The 18229-nt window shown below is 52.2% G+C and carries 16 protein-coding genes; 15 read left to right on the top strand and 1 reads right to left on the bottom strand.

The features are described from left to right. Positions 1 to 257: 257 nt before the first annotated feature. Positions 258 to 1841 carry a TerC family protein gene (locus D9741_RS22230; RefSeq protein ID WP_130219644.1) on the bottom strand — a complete coding sequence of 528 codons (1584 nt, stop codon included), beginning with the start codon at positions 1839 to 1841 and terminating at the stop codon, positions 258 to 260. 659 nt (positions 1842 to 2500) lie between these two features. On the opposite strand from D9741_RS22230, the gene wza reads away from it, so the two are divergent. The 15 genes from wza to cpsG all read left to right on the top strand — a co-directional run bounded on the left by wza (position 2501) and on the right by cpsG (position 18224). After that, positions 2501 to 3640: a polysaccharide export protein Wza gene (wza, locus tag D9741_RS22225; RefSeq protein ID WP_000978094.1), complete on the top strand. Its 1140-nt coding sequence runs from the start codon at positions 2501 to 2503 to the stop codon at positions 3638 to 3640. Between the two features lie 5 nt (positions 3641 to 3645). After that, positions 3646 to 4089, top strand: a complete 444-nt coding sequence (gene wzb / locus D9741_RS22220) for a low molecular weight protein-tyrosine-phosphatase Wzb (protein ID WP_000482901.1) — start codon at positions 3646 to 3648, stop codon at positions 4087 to 4089. Positions 4090 to 4091: 2 nt separating this feature from the next. Continuing rightward, the gene (gene wzc / locus D9741_RS22215) at positions 4092 to 6254 is read left to right on the top strand and encodes a tyrosine-protein kinase Wzc (protein WP_130219623.1); all 2163 of its coding nucleotides are present in this window, start codon (positions 4092 to 4094) and stop codon (positions 6252 to 6254) included. A 92-nt stretch (positions 6255 to 6346) separates the two neighbouring features. After that, positions 6347 to 7186, top strand: coding sequence for a colanic acid biosynthesis glycosyltransferase WcaA (gene wcaA, locus D9741_RS22210; protein WP_000654487.1), 840 nt, complete (start codon positions 6347 to 6349; stop codon positions 7184 to 7186). Between the two features lie 2 nt (positions 7187 to 7188). Then, positions 7189 to 7677 carry a colanic acid biosynthesis acetyltransferase WcaB gene (wcaB, locus tag D9741_RS22205; RefSeq protein ID WP_000888756.1) on the top strand — a complete coding sequence of 163 codons (489 nt, stop codon included), beginning with the start codon at positions 7189 to 7191 and terminating at the stop codon, positions 7675 to 7677. Beyond that, positions 7674 to 8891 carry a colanic acid biosynthesis glycosyltransferase WcaC gene (gene wcaC / locus D9741_RS22200; RefSeq protein ID WP_130219625.1) on the top strand — a complete coding sequence of 406 codons (1218 nt, stop codon included), beginning with the start codon at positions 7674 to 7676 and terminating at the stop codon, positions 8889 to 8891. Before wcaB ends, wcaC begins: the two co-directional genes overlap by 4 nt. After that, positions 8866 to 10083: a colanic acid polymerase WcaD gene (gene wcaD, locus D9741_RS22195; protein ID WP_130219628.1), complete on the top strand. Its 1218-nt coding sequence runs from the start codon at positions 8866 to 8868 to the stop codon at positions 10081 to 10083. The genes wcaC and wcaD overlap by 26 nt, the downstream gene beginning before the upstream one ends. A 10-nt stretch (positions 10084 to 10093) precedes the next feature. Continuing rightward, positions 10094 to 10840, top strand: a complete 747-nt coding sequence (wcaE, locus tag D9741_RS22190) for a colanic acid biosynthesis glycosyltransferase WcaE (protein WP_095784855.1) — start codon at positions 10094 to 10096, stop codon at positions 10838 to 10840. A 15-nt stretch (positions 10841 to 10855) separates the two neighbouring features. Then, entirely contained in the window at positions 10856 to 11404 is a 549-nt protein-coding gene (gene wcaF / locus D9741_RS22185) for a colanic acid biosynthesis acetyltransferase WcaF (RefSeq protein ID WP_130219630.1), read from the top strand. Between the two features lie 26 nt (positions 11405 to 11430). Further along, positions 11431 to 12552, top strand: a complete 1122-nt coding sequence (gene gmd / locus D9741_RS22180) for a GDP-mannose 4,6-dehydratase (RefSeq protein ID WP_000048207.1) — start codon at positions 11431 to 11433, stop codon at positions 12550 to 12552. 2 nt (positions 12553 to 12554) lie between these two features. After that, positions 12555 to 13520, top strand: a complete 966-nt coding sequence (gene fcl, locus D9741_RS22175) for a GDP-L-fucose synthase (RefSeq protein ID WP_130219632.1) — start codon at positions 12555 to 12557, stop codon at positions 13518 to 13520. A gap of 2 nt (positions 13521 to 13522) precedes the next feature. Next, positions 13523 to 14002, top strand: coding sequence for a GDP-mannose mannosyl hydrolase (gene gmm, locus D9741_RS22170; RefSeq protein ID WP_130219647.1), 480 nt, complete (start codon positions 13523 to 13525; stop codon positions 14000 to 14002). Then, entirely contained in the window at positions 13999 to 15222 is a 1224-nt protein-coding gene (wcaI, locus tag D9741_RS22165) for a colanic acid biosynthesis fucosyltransferase WcaI (protein WP_130219634.1), read from the top strand. Before gmm ends, wcaI begins: the two co-directional genes overlap by 4 nt. A 2-nt stretch (positions 15223 to 15224) precedes the next feature. Continuing rightward, a complete protein-coding gene (gene cpsB, locus D9741_RS22160; RefSeq protein WP_130219636.1) occupies positions 15225 to 16661 on the top strand; it encodes a mannose-1-phosphate guanyltransferase in 1437 nt (478 codons plus the stop codon). A 192-nt stretch (positions 16662 to 16853) separates the two neighbouring features. Then, on the top strand, positions 16854 to 18224 hold the full coding sequence (gene cpsG / locus D9741_RS22155; RefSeq protein WP_130219638.1) for a colanic acid biosynthesis phosphomannomutase CpsG: 1371 nt from the start codon (positions 16854 to 16856) through the stop codon (positions 18222 to 18224). Positions 18225 to 18229: the final 5 nt, after the last annotated feature.

Genomic DNA, 18229 nt, shown 5'->3' with positions numbered 1-18229 from the left:
ATATATGTTACCTCGCGCCCGTACCCGATAGCCGAAAGGAATAAGATGAGGGGACCGCGCCAGCGGCGATTTACCGCCGGGAGCCCGGGTTGCCAGGGTGGTGGCGATTGAGCCACCCTGGCACGTTCACCGACTTGAGCGTTCCATAGTAGCGAGGAACATAAAGTGAACGGAACAGCCTTCAATGTCACATACTCTCCCGGTTGAACGAAACGCCTGATGCGACGCTTTACGCGTCTTATCAGGCCTACATGCCATCACACCTCGTACTCCATCTCGCCATCCTTACGCAGCGGAATAATCTGCACCTTCTGCACACGATGGCTTTCCACCTGCAACGTTTTAAGCAAATAATCCCCCACCTGAACTTCTTCGCCAGGTTTTGGAATACGCTGCAAATATTCCATCAATAGCCCGGCAATGGTGTGATATTCACGTTTTTCATCCAGCGGCAGCGGCACATATTGCACCAGATCTTCCAGCGGCATATGACCATTCGCCGTCCAGGAACCGTCCGCATTCTTCTGAATATCATGGCGGGCGTCGATCTCTTCCACTTCGTTCGGTAAGTTACCGGCAATGGTTTCAGTGACGTCACTTAATGTCACAATCCCTTCCACCGAGCCAAACTCATCCACCACAAAAGCAAAGTGCGTGCGGGCATTACGGAACTGCTCCAGGGCTGGTAACAACGGCAAGGTTTCCGGGAACACCAGCGGCTGGCGAATCAACACCCGCAGGTTGAGCGGTTCGCCGCGCAGTGACTGTTGTAGCAAGTCGATAACGTGAACAACACCGAGCAAATCTTCTGCGTCATCACCGTCGGTAACGACCAGCCGCGTATGCTGATTTCGCTCCAGCAACTGGCGGATTTCTTCTTCCGGCGCGTTGAGATCGATATGCTCAATATCGTGGCGCGACGTCATAATGCTGCTGACGGTACGCTGGTTAAGATTAAGTACCCGCTCAATCATCCGCCGTTCCTGCGGATTAAAGATCTGCTGGTTACCATGATCCACCAGCATGGACGCGGTTTCGGCGTCCAGTTCCGCATCTTCTTTTTGTCCGCTTAACAGGCGCATTACCGCTTCGGTAGTCCGCTGGCGCAGCGTCTGGTTAGCGGAAAGAAAACGTCGCCGGTTAAAGATAGCCAACTGATTGAGCGCCTCGATCATCACCGAGAAACCAATGGCAGCGTACAAATAGCCCTTCGGAATGGCGAATCCGAAACCTTCCGCCACCAGGCTAAAGCCAATCATCAACAGGAAACTTAAGCAGAGTATGACGATGGTCGGATGGCTATTAACGAACTGGGTTAACGGTTTGCTGGCCATCAGCATCAGGCTGATAGCGATAACGACGGCGGCCATCATGACCAGTAAATGGTCGACCATCCCGACGGCGGTAATCACCGAGTCGAGTGAGAAGATGGCGTCCAGCACCACAATTTGCGTCACCACGCCCCAGAACTTCGCACCTTTGCGTTGTGTGGGGTTATTGCTGTCTTTCCCTTCCAGCCGTTCGTTCAGCTCCATCGTGGCTTTGAACAACAGGAAGAAACCACCAAACAGCATGATTAAGTCGCGGGCGCTAAAGGTAAACGAGCGGAAGCTGAACAGTGGTTGAGTCAGGGTGACCAGCCAGGAGATTGACGCCAGCAGTAACAGGCGCATTAACATCGCCAGCAGCAGCCCGGTAACCCGTGCGCGGTCACGCTGCTTCGGCGGTAGTTTTTCGGCGAGGATGGCAATAAAGACCAGGTTATCAATGCCGAGGACCAGTTCGATCACAATCAGCGTGATTAACCCGGCCCAGATAGACGGATCGGCAATCCATTCCATAGTAAGTACAAAACCTATTCGTTGTATGACAAATGTCACAATTCGATCATGGATAAATCAGGGCAAAAATGCAATGTTGCGGCACTATTTATCTCATATTATTTGAGGGTAATAATCTCACATTATCCCTGAATTAAAAGTGGTAATAATAAAACATTATTTAAGAAATATCGCATGTGGAGACACTGTATTAAATATTGTCAACCTAAAGAAACTCCTAAAAACCATATTGAATGACACTTAATATAATTCTTAAAAATAGCCAATTGCCGAATTGTTACCTTGCCTGCTATTCCGTTAGCTGTAACACTTCCTCCTGCATTATTGGAACGCCAATATTCAAATACCATAATGCCGCCTTATATCTGGAAAATTAATTCACGCAATAACGCTTTTTCATAAACAACCGCATGATGAAAGAGTTAGAAAATCTAAACTAAATCAGTGTATTGGTAGCTAAAAAGCCAGGGGCGGTAGCGTGTCTGGATGCCTGAAAGACCAGTCTGAATTATTCTGTCAATAGCCTGCGGATGAAATCAATTTTTTTAGGACTGATGCCAGTTAAATTTTTATTCAATTAACTGCAAGGTAAATGTGCATGGCGACATTGCTATTAATAGTGCACAGGATAATTACTCTGCCAAAGTGATAAATAAACAATGATGAAATCCAAAATGAAATTGATGCCATTATTGGTGTCAGTAACCTTGATAAGCGGTTGCACAGTACTTCCGGGCAGCAATATGTCGACGATGGGGAAAGACGTCATCAAACAGCAGGACGCTGATTTTGATCTCGACAAAATGGTGAATGTTTATCCGTTGACCCCGCGCCTGATTGACCAATTACGCCCACGACCCAACGTAGCGCGCCCCAATATGACTCTGGAAAGTGAGATCGCGAATTACCAGTATCGCGTCGGGCCGGGGGACGTTCTTAATGTCACCGTCTGGGATCACCCGGAACTCACCACGCCAGCCGGTCAGTACCGCAGCTCCAGCGACACCGGCAACTGGGTACAGCCTGACGGCACTATGTTCTACCCGTATATCGGCAAGGTTCACGTCGTGGGGAAAACGCTCGCTGAAATCCGCAGTGATATTACCGGGCGCTTAGCGACGTACATCGCTGACCCGCAGGTGGACGTTAATATCGCCGCCTTCCGCTCACAAAAGGCCTATATCTCCGGTCAGGTGAATAAATCCGGTCAACAGGCGATCACCAACGTACCACTGACCATTCTCGACGCCATCAACGCCGCAGGTGGCCTGACCGACACCGCTGACTGGCGCAACGTGGTGCTAACACACAATGGTCGTGAAGAGCGCATTTCTTTGCAGGCGCTGATGCAAAACGGCGACCTCAATCAGAACCGACTGCTTTACCCCGGCGATATTCTCTACGTGCCGCGTAATGATGATCTGAAAGTGTTTGTGATGGGTGAAGTGAAGAAACAGAGCACCCTGAAAATGGACTTTAGCGGCATGACCCTGACTGAAGCCCTGGGCAATGCTGAAGGCATCGACATGACCACCTCCAACGCCAGCGGCATCTTTGTCATTCGTCCGCTGAAAGGCGAGGGCGGGCGTAACGGCAAGATTGCCAATATCTACCAGCTGGATATGTCCGATGCCACGTCGCTGGTGATGGCGACAGAATTCCGCCTGCAACCTTATGACGTGGTGTATGTCACCACCGCCCCGGTTTCCCGCTGGAACCGTCTGATCAATCAGTTGCTGCCAACTATTAGCGGTGTCCGTTACATGACGGATACAGCCAGCGACATTCATAACTGGTAATCGTCATGTTTAACAACATCTTAGTTGTCTGTGTCGGCAATATTTGCCGTTCCCCGACGGCGGAACGCTTACTGCAACGTTATCACCCGGAGCTGAAAGTGGAGTCCGCTGGACTCGGCGCGCTGGTCGGTAAGGGCGCAGATCCTACCGCTATCAGCGTCGCCGCAGAACATCAACTGTCTCTGGAAGGTCACTGTGCACGGCAAATCAGCCGCCGCCTGTGTCGCAACTATGACCTGATTTTGACCATGGAAAAGCGCCATATCGAACGCTTATGCGAGATGGCACCTGAGATGCGCGGCAAAGTGATGCTGTTTGGTCACTGGGATAACGAATGTGAAATCCCCGATCCGTATCGCAAAAGCCGGGAAACGTTTGCAGCGGTGTACACATTACTTGAACGGTCTGCCCGCCAGTGGGCGCAGGCATTGAACGCAGAGCAGGTATAAGAATGACAGAAAAAGTAAAACAACATGCCGCTCCGGTAACGGGCAGTGATGAAATCGATATTGGTCGCCTGGTCGGCACCGTCATTGAAGCGCGCTGGTGGGTGATTGGCATCACCGCCGTATTCGCCCTCTGTGCTGTGGTTTACACCTTCTTCGCCACGCCGATATACAGTGCCGACGCACTGGTACAAATCGAGCAAAGCAGCGGCAATTCGCTGGTGCAGGATATCGGCTCGGCGTTAGCCAACAAACCGCCTGCATCTGACGCCGAGATCCAGTTGATTCGTTCGCGTCTGGTGCTTGGTAAAACGGTGGACGATCTCGACCTCGATATTGCGGTTAGCAAAAACACGTTCCCGATTTTCGGTGCGGGCTGGGATCGCCTGATGGGACGTCAGAACGAGACGGTGAAAGTGACAACCTTTAACCGCCCGAAAGAGATGGCGGATCAGGTGTTTACGCTTAATGTGCTGGATGATAAAAACTACACCCTGAGCAGTGATGGCGGCTTTAGCGCCCGTGGGCAAGCGGGCCAGATGTTGAAAAAAGAAGGCGTCACGCTGATGGTTGAAGCCATTCACGCCAGCCCGGGCAGTGAGTTTACCGTCACCAAATACTCCACGCTGGGGATGATCAACCAACTGCAAAACAGCCTGACGGTAACGGAGAACGGCAAAGACGCAGGCGTACTGAGCCTGACTTATACCGGTGAAGATCGCGAACAGATCCGCGACATTCTTAACAGCATCGCCCGTAACTATCAGGAACAAAATATTGAGCGCAAATCGGCGGAAGCGTCGAAAAGCCTCGCCTTCCTCGCGCAACAGTTACCAGAAGTACGCAGCCGCCTTGATGTCGCCGAAAACAAACTGAATGCCTTCCGTCAGGATAAAGATTCTGTTGATCTGCCGCTGGAAGCAAAAGCGGTGCTCGATTCGATGGTGAACATCGACGCGCAGCTGAACGAACTGACCTTTAAAGAGGCGGAAATCTCCAAGCTGTTCACCAAAGTTCATCCGGCGTACCGCACGCTGCTGGAGAAACGTCAGGCGCTGGAAGACGAAAAAGCCAAACTTAATGGTCGCGTAACGGCGATGCCGAAAACTCAGCAGGAAATTGTGCGCCTGACCCGCGATGTCGAGTCTGGTCAGCAGGTGTATATGCAACTGCTGAATAAAGAGCAGGAGCTGAAAATCACCGAAGCCAGCACCGTCGGCGATGTGCGCATTGTTGACCCGGCAATCACCCAGCCTGGTGTGCTGAAACCGAAGAAAGGGCTGATTATCCTCGGCGCGATTATCCTTGGCCTGATGCTCTCTATCGTGGGTGTACTGCTGCGCTCGTTGTTTAATCGCGGCATCGAAAGCCCGCAGGTGCTGGAAGAACACGGTATTAGCGTCTATGCCAGCATCCCGCTGTCGGAATGGCAGAAAGCGCGCGATAGCGTCAAAACCATCAAAGGGGTTAAACGCTATAAGCAGAGTCAGCTACTGGCGGTAGGGAATCCAACCGATCTGGCGATTGAAGCCATCCGCAGTCTGCGTACCAGTTTGCACTTCGCGATGATGCAGGCACAGAACAATGTGTTGATGATGACCGGGGTTAGCCCGTCAATCGGTAAAACCTTTGTCTGCGCCAACCTGGCGGCGGTGATCAGCCAGACCAATAAACGGGTGTTGTTGATCGACTGTGATATGCGCAAAGGCTACACCCATGAGCTGTTGGGCACCAATAACGTCAATGGCCTGTCGGAAATTCTGATTGGTCAGGGCGATATTACTACCGCAGCTAAACCGACCTCTATTGCCAAATTTGACCTGATCCCGCGCGGTCAGGTGCCGCCAAATCCTTCTGAACTGTTGATGAGCGAACGCTTTGCCGAATTGGTGAACTGGGCGAGTAAAAATTACGACCTGGTGTTGATTGATACGCCGCCGATTCTGGCAGTGACCGATGCAGCAATTGTCGGGCGTCACGCTGGAACCACGTTAATGGTGGCGCGTTATGCGGTCAACACATTGAAAGAAGTGGAAACCAGTCTGAGCCGCTTTGAGCAAAACGGTATTCCGGTGAAAGGGGTGATTCTGAACTCCATCTTCCGCCGCGCCAGCGCGTATCAGGATTATGGCTATTACGAATACGAATATAAGTCGGATGCGAAATAACGACGCCTGCATTCGCACCGCCCCGTAGGCCGGATAAGGCGTTCACGCCGCATCCGGCAAGCAAACCAGCTCATAAGCCGGGAGAACAACCTATGAAAGATAATCCGCTGATCTCAATCTATATGCCAACCTGGAACCGCCAACAACTGGCGATTCGGGCGATAAAATCGGTCCTGCGGCAGGACTACAACAACTGGGAGATGATCATCGTCGATGATTGCTCCACCTCCTGGGAACAGCTGCAACAATACGTCACCGCCCTCAACGATCCGCGTATCACTTACATTCACAACGACATTAACAGCGGGGCGTGCGCGGTACGTAACCAGGCGATTATGCTGGCGCAAGGGGAATACATCACCGGGATCGATGATGATGATGAATGGACACCCAACCGTCTGAGCGTCTTCCTCGCCCATAAACAGCAACTGGTCACTCACGCCTTTTTGTACGCTAACGACTACGTTTGCCAGGGCGAAGTCTATTCCCAACCGGCAAGTTTGCCGCTGTATCCCAAATCGCCGTATTCACGCCGCCTGTTCTACAAACGCAATATCATTGGCAACCAGGTCTTTACCTGGGCATGGCGTTTCAAAGAGTGCTTGTTCGATACCGAACTGAAAGCAGCACAGGATTACGACATCTTCCTGCGGATGGTGGTGGAGTACGGCGAACCGTGGAAAGTGGAAGAGGCGACGCAGATCCTGCATATCAATCACGGCGAAATGCAGATCACCTCGTCACCGAAAAAATTCTCCGGGTACTTCCACTTTTACCGCAAGCACAAAGACAAATTCGACCGTGCCAGCAAAAAATATCAGCTGTTTACCCTCTACCAGATCCGCAATAAACGTATGACCTGGCGCACCTTGTTGACGCTGCTGTCGGTGCGTAACGGCAAACGTCTGGCTGATGGTATTCGGGGGCGCTAAAGATGCTGGAAGATCTGCGCACCAACAGCTGGAGTTTACGCCCGTGCTGCATGGTTCTTGCCTATCGCGTCGCTCATTTTTGTTCAGTGTGGCGCAAAAAGAACGTTCTCAACAATCTGTGGGCGGCTCCGCTGCTGGTGCTGTATCGCATTATCACCGAATGCTTTTTCGGTTATGAAATCCAGGCCGCCGCAACCATTGGTCGCCGTTTCACTATCCATCACGGTTACGCCGTAGTGATCAATAAAAACGTGGTAGCGGGGGATGATTTCACCATTCGCCACGGCGTCACTATCGGCAATCGTGGTGCCGATAACATGGCATGTCCACACATTGGCAACGGCGTCGAACTCGGTGCCAACGTCATTATTCTTGGTGATATCACGCTTGGTAACAACGTCACCGTGGGCGCGGGCAGCGTGGTGCTCGACTCTGTCCCGGATAACGCGCTGGTGGTGGGAGAAAAAGCGCGAGTGAAGGTAATTAAATGAATATTCTGCAATTTAATGTGCGACTGGCGGAAGGCGGGGCGGCAGGTGTGGCGTTAGATCTCCACCAGCGCGCGCTGCAACAGGGGCTGGCGTCACATTTTGTCTACGGCTACGGCAAAGGCGGCAAAGAGAGCGTCAGCCATCAGAATTATCCGCAGGTAATCAAGCATACGCCGCGGATGACCGCGATGGCGAACATTGCCCTGTTTCGTCTGTTTAATCGCGATCTGTTTGGCAATTTCAATGAGTTATATCGCACCATTACTCGCACAGCGGGTCCGGTGGTCCTTCATTTTCATGTGCTGCACAGCTACTGGCTAAATCTTAAGAGCGTGGTGCGCTTTTGCGAAAAGGTGAAAAACCATAAACCGGACGTCACGCTGGTCTGGACGCTGCACGATCACTGGAGTGTAACCGGGCGCTGCGCCTTTACCGACGGTTGTGAAGGCTGGAAAACGGGCTGCCAGAAATGCCCGACCTTAAATAATTATCCGCCGGTAAAGATTGATCGGGCGCACCAGCTGGTGGCGGGCAAACGCCAGTTATTCCGTGAGATGCTGGCGCTGGGCTGTCAGTTTATTTCCCCCAGCCAGCATGTGGCTGATGCTTTCAATAGTCTGTACGGGCCAGGGCGTTGCCGGATTATCAATAATGGCATTGATATGGCAACCGAAGCGATTCTGGCGGATCTGCCTCCGGTGCGCGAAACCCAGGGCAAGCCGAAAATCGCGGTGGTGGCGCATGATCTGCGTTACGACGGCAAAACTAACCAGCAACTGGTACGCGAGATGATGGCGCTGGGCGACAAAATCGAACTGCATACCTTTGGTAAGTTCTCGCCGTTCACCGCTGGCAACGTGGTTAATCACGGCTTTGAAACTGACAAGCGCAAGTTGATGAGCGCGCTCAATCAGATGGATGCGCTGGTATTCAGTTCTCGCGTCGATAACTACCCGCTGATTTTGTGTGAGGCGCTATCGATTGGTGTGCCGGTGATCGCCACCCATAGCGATGCGGCGCGGGAAGTGCTGCAAAAATCCGGTGGTAAAACCGTCAGCGAAGAAGATGTGCTGCAACTGGTCCAGTTAAGCAAACCGGAAATCGCGCAGGCGATATTTGGTACCACGCTGGCTGAGTTCAGCAAACGCAGCCGTGCCGCCTACAGTGGACAACAGATGCTGGAGGAGTATGTCAACTTCTATCAGAATCTGTAGCTACCTGCTGCTGCCGCTGATCTACCTGCTGGTTAACGTCAAAATCGCCCAGCTTGGCGAAAGTTTCCCTATTACCATCGTCACTTTTTTACCTGTCTTGTTACTGCTGTTTTTAGAACGCATCAGCGTTAAAAAATTGATGATTGCCTTAGGGATTGGCGCGGGACTCACGGCGTTTAACTACCTGTTTGGTCAGTCGTTGGATGCCAGTAAATACGTCACTTCAACCATGCTGTTTGTCTATATCGTGATCATTATTGGCATGGTGTGGAGTATTCGTTTTAAAACAATTTCGCCACACAACCATCGCAAGATATTACGTTTCTTTTATCTGGTGGTCGGGCTGGTGGTGGCGCTGGCGGCAGTGGAGATGGCGCAAATTATCCTCACCGGTGGCAGCAGTATTATGGAGTCGATTTCGAAATATCTGATTTACAGCAACAGCTATGTACTGAATTTCATTAAATTCGGCGGTAAGCGTACGACAGCACTTTATTTCGAACCGGCATTTTTCGCTCTGGCATTAATCTCAATTTGGCTCAGCATCAAACAGTTTGGTATCAAAACGCCTAAAACAGATGCTATGATTCTCGCAGGAATAATATTATCCGGATCGTTTTCAGGGGTTATGACCTTTATCCTGTTTTATTTGCTGGAGTGGGCGTTCCAATATCTGAATGAAGAGGCGATTAAGAAAAAGTTACCGTTAGCATTGATTTCTCTGGCTGTATTCCTGGTTGGTGTGGTAATCGCGTTTCCTTATATTTCCACCCGTCTGGGCGATTTAGGTACAGAAGGATCGTCATCATATTATCGTATTGTCGGTCCGCTGGTGATGGTCGGTTATTCTTTGACCCATATTGACGGTGTAGTCAGATTTGGCTCACTTTATGAATATGTCGCATCATTCGGAATATTTAACGGTGCGGATGTCGGAAAAACCATAGACAATGGTTTGTATCTGCTGATTATTTATTTTTCCTGGTTCGCAGTGTTTTTATCGCTGTGGTACATGGGGAAAGTGATAAAAATGATGATCAACGCTTTTGGTGATAACCGCAATTTTCGCGTGCAATTATATCTTTTTACTCCGGTGTCGCTGTTTTTTACCGGTTCGATATTTAGTCCGGAATATGCATTTTTAATCGTCTGTCCGTTTATTTTGCGAAAAGCGTTAAATATTACGAGGTAAGAATAAGAACATGTTGCTTAGCATAATCACTGTCGCGTTTCGTAACCTCGAAGGGATAGTCAAAACACATGCCTCGCTGGCGCATCTGGCGCAGGCGGAAGATATCAGCTTCGAATGGATTGTTGTCGATGGCGGTTCCAACGACGGCACCCGTGAGTATCTGGAAAATCTCAATGGTATCTATAACCTACGCTTTGTCAGCGAGCCAGATAACGGCATCTACGACGCCATGAACAAAGGCATTGCGATGGCACAAGGCAAGTTCGCGCTGTTTCTCAACTCGGGCGATATTTTTCATCAGGATGCCGCAAATTTTGTCCGTAAGTTAAAAATGCAAAAAGATAACGTGATGATCACCGGCGATGCGCTGCTGGATTTTGGCGACGGGCATAAAATTAAACGTAGCGCCAAACCGGGTTGGTATATTTACCACAGTCTGCCCGCCAGTCATCAGGCGATATTTTTCCCGGTGTCCGGCTTGAAGAAATGGCGTTATGATCTGGAATATAAAGTTTCTTCCGATTACGCGCTGGCGGCCAAAATGTATAAAGCCGGTTATGCATTTAAAAAACTCAATGGCCTGGTGTCTGAATTTTCTATGGGTGGAGTATCAACCACCAATAATATGGAATTGTGTGCAGACGCGAAAAAAGTCCAACGGCAGATATTACATGTGCCTGGCTTCTGGGCAGAATTATCCTGGCATTTACGCCAACGTACGACAGGTAAGACTAAAGCCTTATATAACAAAGTCTGAATATAAGGAATACCAATGCAAGATTTAAGCGGTTTCTCGGTGCCGAAAGGGTTCCGGGGCAGCAACGCTATTAAAGTGCAATTGTGGTGGGCAGTACAGGCAACAATATTTGCCTGGTCGCCACAAGTATTGTATCGCTGGCGGGCTTTTTTATTACGTTTATTCGGTGCAAAAATAGGAAAAAACGTAGTTATTCGTCCGTCAGTAAAAATTACCTATCCGTGGAAATTAACCTTAGCTGATTACGCGTGGGTCGGCGATGAGGTCAATTTATATACCCTCGGTGAAATAACCATTGGCGCACATTCGGTGATATCGCAAAAAAGTTATTTATGCACCGGTAGCCACGACCATGCAAGTCAACATTTCACCATTAACGCCACGCCTATTGTGATTGGCGAGAAATGCTGGCTGGCAACCGATGTCTTTGTTGCTCCTGGCGTCACGATCGGCGACGGCACCGTCGTGGGGGCGCGAAGCAGTGTTTTTAAATCGCTTCCGGCAAATGCGGTTTGCCGGGGGAATCCCGCAGTGGTGATACGCGAACGCGTTGAAACTGAATAAATTCAAAAAATACAGAGGAATAAGACATGTCAAAAGTCGCTCTCATCACCGGTGTAACCGGACAAGACGGTTCTTACCTGGCAGAACTGCTGCTGGAAAAAGGTTACGAGGTGCATGGTATTAAGCGTCGCGCATCGTCATTCAACACCGAGCGCGTGGATCACATTTATCAGGATCCGCACACCTGCAACCCGAAATTCCATCTGCATTATGGCGACCTGAGTGATACCTCCAACCTGACGCGTATTTTGCGTGAAGTGCAGCCGGATGAAGTGTACAACCTGGGCGCAATGAGCCACGTTGCGGTTTCATTTGAGTCACCGGAATATACCGCAGACGTCGATGCGATGGGTACGCTGCGCCTGCTCGAGGCGATCCGCTTCCTCGGTCTGGAAAAGAAAACCCGTTTCTATCAGGCTTCCACCTCTGAACTGTACGGTCTGGTGCAGGAAATTCCGCAGAAAGAAACCACGCCGTTCTACCCGCGATCTCCGTATGCGGTCGCCAAACTGTACGCCTACTGGATCACCGTTAACTACCGCGAATCCTACGGCATGTACGCCTGTAACGGTATTCTCTTTAACCATGAATCCCCGCGCCGTGGCGAAACCTTCGTTACCCGCAAAATCACCCGCGCAATCGCCAACATCGCCCAGGGGCTGGAGTCGTGCCTGTACCTCGGCAATATGGACTCCCTGCGTGACTGGGGCCATGCCAAAGACTACGTAAAAATGCAGTGGATGATGCTGCAACAGGAACAACCGGAAGATTTCGTTATTGCCACCGGCGTTCAGTACTCCGTGCGTCAGTTCGTGGAAATGGCGGCAGCACAGCTGGGCATCAAACTGCGCTTTGAAGGCACGGGCGTTGAAGAGAAGGGCATTGTGGTTTCCGTCACCGGGCATGACGCGCCGGGCGTTAAACCGGGCGATGTGATTATCGCCGTTGACCCGCGTTACTTCCGTCCGGCTGAAGTTGAAACGCTGCTCGGCGACCCGACCAAAGCGCACGAAAAACTGGGCTGGAAACCGGAAATCACCCTCAGAGAGATGGTGTCTGAAATGGTGGCTAATGACCTCGAAGCGGCGAAAAAACACTCTCTGCTGAAATCTCACGGCTACGACGTGGCGATCGCGCTGGAGTCATAAACATGCGTAAACAACGAATCTTTATCGCTGGCCATCGTGGGATGGTTGGTTCCGCCATCAGGCGTCAGCTCGAACAGCGCGGTGATGTGGAGCTGGTATTACGCACCCGCGACGAGCTGGATCTGCTGGACAGCCGCGCGGTGCATGATTTCTTTGCCAGCGAACGCATTGACCAGGTCTATCTGGCGGCGGCGAAAGTGGGCGGCATTGTTGCCAACAACACGTATCCGGCGGATTTCATCTACCAGAACATGATGATTGAGAGCAACATCATTCACGCCGCGCATCAGAACGACGTGAACAAACTGCTGTTTCTCGGTTCGTCCTGTATCTACCCGAAACTGGCAAAACAACCGATGGCAGAAAGCGAGCTGTTGCAGGGTACGCTGGAGCCGACTAACGAGCCTTATGCTATTGCAAAAATCGCCGGGATCAAACTGTGCGAATCTTACAATCGCCAGTACGGACGAGATTACCGTTCAGTCATGCCGACCAACCTGTATGGCCCGCATGACAACTTCCACCCGAGTAATTCGCATGTGATACCTGCATTGCTGCGTCGCTTCCACGAGGCGACGCAACAGAATGCGCCGGACGTGGTGGTATGGGGCAGCGGTACACCGATGCGTGAATTTCTGCATGTCGATGATATGGCGGCGGCGAGCATTCACGTGATGGAGCTGGCGCACGAAGTCTGGCTGGAAAATACCCAGCCGATGCTGTCGCACATTAACGTCGGCACGGGCGTTGACTGCACTATCCGCGAGCTGGCGCAAACCATCGCCAAAGTGGTGGGTTACAAAGGTCGGGTGGTTTTTGATGCCAGCAAACCGGATGGCACGCCGCGCAAACTGCTGGATGTGACGCGCCTGCATCAGCTTGGCTGGTATCACGAAATTTCACTGGAAGCGGGGCTTGCCAGCACTTACCAGTGCTTCCTTGAGAATCAAGACCGCTTTCGGGGGTAATGATGTTTTTACGTCAGGAAGACTTTGCCACGGTAGTGCGCTCCACACCGCTTGTCTCTCTCGACTTTATTGTCGAGAACAGTCGCGGCGAGTTTCTGCTTGGCAAAAGAACCAACCGCCCGGCGCAGGGTTACTGGTTTGTGCCGGGAGGGCGCGTGCAGAAAGACGAAACGCTGGAAGCCGCATTTGAGCGGCTGACGATGGCGGAACTGGGGCTGCGTCTGCCGATAACAGCAGGCCAGTTTTACGGTGTCTGGCAGCACTTTTATGACGATAACTTCTCCGGTACGGATTTCACCACTCACTATGTGGTGCTCGGTTTTCGCATCAGAGTAGCGGAAGAAGAGCTGTTACTGCCGGATGAGCAGCATGACGATTACCGCTGGCTGACGCCGGACGCGCTGCTCGCCAGTGACAATGTTCACGCTAACAGCCGCGCCTATTTTCTCGCTGAGAAGCGTGCCGGAGTACCCGGATTATGAAAATACTGGTCTACGGCATTAACTACTCGCCGGAGTTAACCGGCATCGGCAAGTACACCGGCGAGATGGTGGAATGGCTGGCAGCACAAGGTCATGAGGTGCGGGTTATTACCGCACCGCCTTACTACCCGCAGTGGCAGGTGGGCGAGAACTATTCCGCCTGGCGGTACAAACGGGAAGAGGGGGCCGCCACGGTGTGGCGCTGCCCGCTGTACGTGCCAAAACAGCCGAGCACTCTGAAACGCCTGTTGCATCTCGGCAGTTTTGCCGTCAGCAGTTTCTTTCCGCTGATGGCGCAACGTCGCTGGAAGCCGGATCGCATTATTGGCGTGGTGCCAACGCTGTTTTGCACGCCGGGAATGCGCCTGCTGGCGAAACTCTCTGGTGCGCATACCGTGCTGCATATTCAGGATTACGAAGTGGATGCCATGCTGGGGCTGGGCCTTGCCGGAAAAGGCAAAGTCGGCAAAGTGGCACAGCTGGCAACGGCGTTCGAACGTAGCGGATTGCATAACGTCGATAACGTCTCCACGATTTCGCGTTCGATGATGAATAAAGCCATCGAAAAAGGCGTGGCGGCGGAAAATGTCATCTTCTTCCCCAACTGGTCGGAAATTGCCCGTTTTCAACATGTTGCAGACGCCGATGTTGACACCCTTCGTAACAAGCTTGGCCTGCCGGATAACAAAAAAATCATTCTTTACTCCGGCAATATTGGTGAAAAGCAGGGGCTGGAAAACGTTATTGAAGCAGCCGATCGCCTGCGTGATGAACCGCTGATTTTTGCCATTGTTGGGCAGGGCGGCGGCAAAGCGCGGCTGGAAAAAATGGCGCAGCAGCGTGGACTGCGCAACATGCAATTTTTCCCGCTGCAATCGTATGACGCTTTACCTGCACTGCTGAAGATGGGCGATTGCCATCTGGTGGTGCAAAAACGTGGCGCGGCAGATGCCGTATTGCCGTCGAAACTGACCAATATTCTGGCGGTAGGCGGTAACGCGGTGATTACTGCAGAAGCCCACACAGAACTGGGACAGCTTTGCGAAACCTTTCCGGGCATTGCGGTTTGCGTAGAACCGGAATCGGTCGAGGCGCTGGTGGCGGGGATTCGTCAGGCGCTTCTGTTGCCCAAACACAACACGGTGGCACGTGAATATGCCGAACGCACGCTCGATAAAGAGAGCGTGTTACGTCAATTTATAAATGATATTCGGGGATAATTATGGCGCAGTCGAAACTCTATCCAGTTGTGATGGCAGGTGGCTCCGGTAGCCGCTTATGGCCGCTTTCCCGCGTACTTTACCCCAAGCAGTTTTTATGCCTGAAAGGCGATCTCACCATGCTGCAAACCACCATCTGCCGCCTGAAAGGCGTGGAGTGCGAAAGCCCGGTGGTGATTTGCAATGAGCAGCACCGCTTTATTGTCGCGGAACAGTTGCGCCAACTGAACAAACTCACCGAGAACATTATTCTTGAACCGGCAGGGCGAAACACGGCACCGGCCATTGCGCTGGCGGCGCTGGCGGCAACACGTCATAGCCCGGAGAGCGACCCGTTAATGCTGGTGCTGGCGGCGGATCATGTGATTGCTGATGAAGACGCGTTCCGCGCCGCCGTGCGTAATGCCATGCCGTATGCCGAAGCGGGCAAGCTGGTGACCTTCGGCATTGTGCCGGATCTACCTGAAACCGGTTATGGCTATATTCGTCGCGGTGAAGTATCTGCGGGCGAGCAGGATACGGTGGCCTTTGAAGTGGCGCAGTTTGTCGAAAAACCAAATCTGGAAACCGCGCAGGCCTATGTGGCAAGCGGCGAATATTACTGGAACAGCGGCATGTTCCTGTTCCGCGCCGGACGCTATCTCGAAGAACTGAAAAAATATCGCCCGGATATTCTCGATGCCTGTGAAAAAGCGATGAGCGCCGTCGATCCGGATCTTGATTTTATTCGTGTGGATGAAGAAGCGTTTCTCGCCTGCCCGGAAGAGTCGGTGGATTACGCAGTCATGGAACGCACGGTAGATGCTGTTGTGGTGCCGATGGATGCGGGCTGGAGCGATGTCGGTTCCTGGTCTTCATTATGGGAGATCAGCGCCCACACCGCCGAGGGCAACGTTTGCCATGGCGATGTGATTAATCACAAAACTGAAAACAGCTATGTGTACGCCGAATCTGGCCTGGTCACCACCGTCGGGGTGAAAGATCTGGTGGTGGTGCAGACCAAAGATGCGGTGCTGATTGCCGACCGTAACGCGGTGCAGGATGTGAAAAAAGTAGTCGAGCAGATCAAGGCCGATGGGCGCCATGAGCATCGGGTGCATCGCGAAGTGTATCGCCCGTGGGGCAAATATGACTCTATCGACGCGGGCGACCGCTATCAGGTGAAACGCATCACCGTGAAACCGGGCGAAGGCTTGTCAGTACAGATGCACCATCACCGCGCGGAACACTGGGTGGTTGTCGCGGGAACGGCAAAAGTCACCATTGACGGTGATATCAAACTGCTTGGTGAAAACGAGTCCATTTATATTCCACTGGGGGCGACGCACTGCCTGGAAAACCCGGGGAAAATTCCGCTCGATTTAATTGAAGTGCGCTCCGGCTCTTATCTCGAAGAGGATGATGTGGTGCGCTTCGCGGATCGCTACGGACGGGTGTAAACGTCGCATCAGGCGCTGTTTGTCGGATGCGGCGTGAACGCCTTATCCGACCTACGGTTCGGGTTTGTAGGCCTGATAAGACGCGGCAGCGTCGCATCAGGCAATGAATGCGAAACCGCGATGTAAATAACGACAAAAACAAAATTGGCCGCTTCGGTCAGGGCCAACTATTGCCTGAAAAAGGGTAACGATATGAAAAAATTAACCTGCTTTAAAGCCTATGATATTCGTGGAAAATTAGGCGAAGAACTGAATGAAAATATTGCCTGGCGCATTGGTCGCGCTTATGGCGAATTTCTCAAACCGAAAACCATTGTGTTAGGCGGTGATGTCCGCCTCACCAGCGAAACCTTAAAACTGGCGCTGGCAAAAGGTTTACAGGATGCGGGCGTTGACGTGCTGGATATTGGTATGTCCGGCACCGAAGAGATCTATTTCGCCACGTTCCATCTCGGCGTGGATGGCGGCATTGAAGTTACCGCCAGCCATAACCCGATGGATTACAACGGCATGAAACTGGTGCGCGAAGGGGCTCGCCCGATCAGCGGAGATACCGGACTGCGCGACGTCCAGCGTCTGGCAGAAGCCAACGACTTTCCTCCCGTCGATGAAACCAAACGCGGTCGCTATCAGCAAATCAATCTGCGTGACGCTTACGTTGATCACCTGTTCGGTTATATCAACGTCAAAAACCTCACGCCGCTCAAGCTGGTGATCAACTCCGGGAACGGCGCTGCGGGTCCGGTGGTGGACGCCATCGAAGCCCGCTTTAAGGCCCTCGGCGCGCCTGTGGAATTAATCAAAGTGCACAACACGCCGGACGGCAATTTCCCCAACGGTATTCCTAACCCGCTGCTGCCAGAATGTCGCGACGACACCCGTAATGCGGTCATCAAACACGGCGCGGATATGGGCATTGCCTTTGATGGCGATTTTGACCGCTGTTTCCTGTTTGACGAAAAAGGGCAGTTTATCGAGGGCTACTACATTGTCGGTCTGCTGGCAGAAGCGTTCCTCGAAAAAAATCCCGGCGCGAAGATCATCCACGATCCGCGTCTCTCCTGGAACACCGTTGATGTGGTGACTGCCGCAGGCGGCACGCCGGTGATGTCGAAAACCGGACACGCCTTTATTAAAGAACGTATGCGCAAGGAAGACGCCATCTACGGTGGCGAAATGAGCGCCCACCACTATTTCCGTGATTTTGCTTACTGCGATAGCGGCATGATCCCGTGGCTGCTGGTCGCTGAACTGGTGTGCCTGAAAGGAAAAACGCTGGGCGAACTGGTGCGCGACCGGATGGCGGCGTTCCCGGCAAGCGGTGAGATCAACAGCAAACTGGTGCAACCCGTTGAGGCGATTAACCGCGTCGAACAGCACTTTAGCCGCGAGGCGCTGGCGGTGGATCGCACCGATGGCATCAGCATGACCTTTGCCGACTGGCGCTTTAACCTGCGCTCTTCCAACACCGAACCGGTGGTACGCCTGAATGTGGAATCGCGCGGTGATGTGCCGCTGATGGAAGCGCGAACGCGAACTCTGCTGACGTTGCTGAACGAGTAATGTCG

Source organism: Escherichia sp. E14V7 (genome assembly GCF_004212225.1).
Lineage (GTDB): Bacteria > Pseudomonadota > Gammaproteobacteria > Enterobacterales > Enterobacteriaceae > Escherichia.
Note: the sequence above shows the minus strand (reverse complement) of the source record. Positions and strands in the feature narration are given on the sequence as shown.